Raw genomic sequence first — 2,770 nt, forward strand, 5'->3', positions numbered from 1 at the left:
TTGCCGATTTTATCATACGCGGCATACCCATCACTTTGAAGGTAGCCTTTAAAGCCGGCCAATATATGATCGGCAGCCTCACGGCTGCGCCCGGGCTGATAATCAAAGAGTACGGTGCCATCTATGGTGCACAATCCGGAGAAAACGGACACCCATTCCGGAGCAAAACGGACAGTGATTCCGTTTCAAAGCGGACAGCTATTCCGGAGCAAAACGGACACTTTTCTCATCTTAGTGCCATTAACTTTTAAAAGAAAGGATAATGGCCAACAATCCGATAGGTATGAGAGAAGTACGCGAACTATTACGATTATATTTTAAACAAGGACTCAGTGGCCGTAAAGCGGCTAAAGTAGCCGGTATTGGGAAAACTGCAGCAAGCCAATATATTGCTGGTTTTAAAAGCAGTGGGATCTCCATTTCAGCAATTTCAGGGATGAATGACAGTGAACTCATCAACCTGATAAATATCCGAAAACAAACACAGAATCCCCGCTACACAACCTTGGAAAAGCTATTTCCTTATTTTGAAAAAGAGCTTAAAAAAGTAGGTGTCACCCTGCATCTGCTGTGGGAGGAATATAGGCAGACCCGCAAGGATGGCTATGAATACAGCCAGTTCTGCCACCATTATTACCATTGGCGCAAGGAGAGTAAGGTCAGCATGCATATGGAGCATAAGGCTGGAGATAAACTTTTTGTGGACTTTACGGGTAAAAAACTTTACATCACAGACCCGGCTACCGGGGAGCGAGAAGCTTGCGAAGTATTTGTCAGTGTACTGGGTTGTAGCCAACTCTGTTATATAGAAGCGGTCCCATCACAAAAGAAAGAAGATTGGATCGCAGTCAATCAAAATGCACTTCAATTTTACGGAGGATCTCCTGCTGCCATTGTCCCGGATTGCCTGCGCTCTGCGGTAAGTAAATCCAATAAGTATGAGCCTAAAGTAAATCAAACCTACCAGGATTTTGGGGAGCATTACGGGACGGTAATATTACCGGCCAGGGCTTTACATCCCCAGGATAAAAGTCTAGCTGAAAACTTTGTGCGATTAGCCTATCAACGTATTTATGCTCCTTTACGCAATGAGGTTTTCTACTCCCTCGAAGAACTTAATCAAGCACTTTGGGAGAAGCTTGAGCTGCACAACAAAAAGAACTTTCAGCATAAATCCTACAGCCGGCAAAGCCTTTTTGATCAGGTAGAAAAGCAGGAATTAAAAGCCTTGCCAACTACCTCCTATGAGTTAAAACACTTCGCTCAACTCAAGGTCCAATACAATCATCATATTTATTTAAAAGCCGATAAACACTACTACAGCATTCCCTTTAAATATACCGGCAAAAAGGTAAAAGTTATTTATACCCTCTCCAATGTGGAGGCCTATTATAATAATGAAAGAATTGCTTTGCATCAGCGAAATCGTAAGCCTTATGGCTATACCACTAAGAATGAACACCGTCCTGCCTATCACCAGTTCCAGGCTGAATGGACCTCGGAGCGGTTCATCAGCTGGGGCCGGTCCATAGGACCTGAAGTAGAACAACTCATTACTAAAATACTGGATAGCCGTCCTCACCCGGAACAGGCTTATAGAAGCTGCATGGGACTATTAAACCTGGCTAAGAAACATCCCAAACCAGCTTATCGAAAAGCCTGTAAAAAAGCCCTTGAAATGAACTGTCTGCAATATAAGTTCATCAAGAATATACTCCATAATAAGACTTTTGATGTTCAAGAGGAACCTCTTGAACTGTTCGAATTACCCACTCATAATAATATACGAGGAAAAGAAAACTTTAATTAAAATCAATACTTATGAACACAAATGCCACCTTTGAAAAGTTACACACGATGCGATTACACGGCTTTGCACAGGCCTATCGGGAAATTACCGAAAGTACCCAGGAGAAGAACTTCTCCCTGGATGAATGTATCGCCCATCTTATTGAGGCCGAATACGAAGACCGCTACAATAAGAAATTAAAGCGGTTGATCCGCCAGGCCCGGTTTAAACAACAAGCCTCCTTTGAACAAATCAATTTTAATCAGCCCAGAGGTATGGATAAAAATATGCTGCTTCGTTTACAACAGGGAGACTGGATTAAAAAGTCAAGGGATCTAATTATTACAGGACCAACCGGAGTAGGGAAATCATTTATCGCTTGTGCTTTGGGATTCCAGGCCTGTGCCCAGGAACTTAAAACCATGTATTTTACGGCCAATAAACTCCTGGACCGAATGACACTGGCTAAAGCAGATGGTAGTTATTTTAAGTTTATGGATAAAATAGCTAAAACAAAACTGCTTATCATCGACGACTTTGGTCTTAAACAAATCGATCATAAACAATGCAATATGCTACTGGATCTTGTTGACGAGAGACACGGAAGTTCTTCCACAATTATCACCTCACAATTACCTGTAAAATCTTGGTTCGACTGCTTTAAGGAACCAACGGTCGCAGATGCAATCCTAGATAGATTAACCAATGGTTCATACCGCATAAATTTAGAGGGAGAATCCATGAGAAAATTTAGAAAATAAGAGCAAAAAAATTTTAATTAACTTAACCGAAATTTTAGAAGAAAAGTGTCCGTTTTGAAACGGAACGCCTGTCCGCTTTCAGCGGATTATGCAATCTATGGGACAATGATGTACCCAATAATAACCTTGATGTGTTTTTCCTTTTTTAGCTGGATCCATCACCTTTATGGGTGTCTCATCACTTTGGAGGTAACCTTTGGAGCGAATATCCTCTAGCAGG

The 2,770-nt window shown here is 41.8% G+C and carries 2 protein-coding genes and 2 pseudogenes; 2 read left to right on the plus strand and 2 right to left on the minus strand.

The window, feature by feature from the left end; genetic code table 11:
- Positions 1-119, minus strand: a pseudogene (locus LB465_RS17940) (IS66 family transposase); the annotation flags it as partial.
- Positions 120-283: 164 nt separating this feature from the next.
- On the opposite strand from LB465_RS17940, the gene istA reads away from it, so the two are divergent.
- Positions 284-1,810, plus strand: a complete 1,527-nt coding sequence (gene istA / locus LB465_RS17945) for an IS21 family transposase (RefSeq protein ID WP_224471295.1) — start codon at positions 284-286, stop codon at positions 1,808-1,810.
- 11 nt (positions 1,811-1,821) lie between these two features.
- Positions 1,822-2,550, plus strand: coding sequence for an IS21-like element helper ATPase IstB (gene istB, locus LB465_RS17950; RefSeq protein ID WP_224471296.1), 729 nt, complete (start codon positions 1,822-1,824; stop codon positions 2,548-2,550).
- 93 nt (positions 2,551-2,643) lie between these two features.
- On the opposite strand, the pseudogene LB465_RS17955 reads toward istB, so the two are convergent.
- Positions 2,644-2,770, minus strand: a pseudogene (locus tag LB465_RS17955) (IS66 family transposase); the annotation flags it as partial.

Source organism: Salegentibacter lacus (genome assembly GCF_020164555.1).
In the GTDB taxonomy this organism is placed as follows: domain Bacteria; phylum Bacteroidota; class Bacteroidia; order Flavobacteriales; family Flavobacteriaceae; genus Salegentibacter; species Salegentibacter lacus.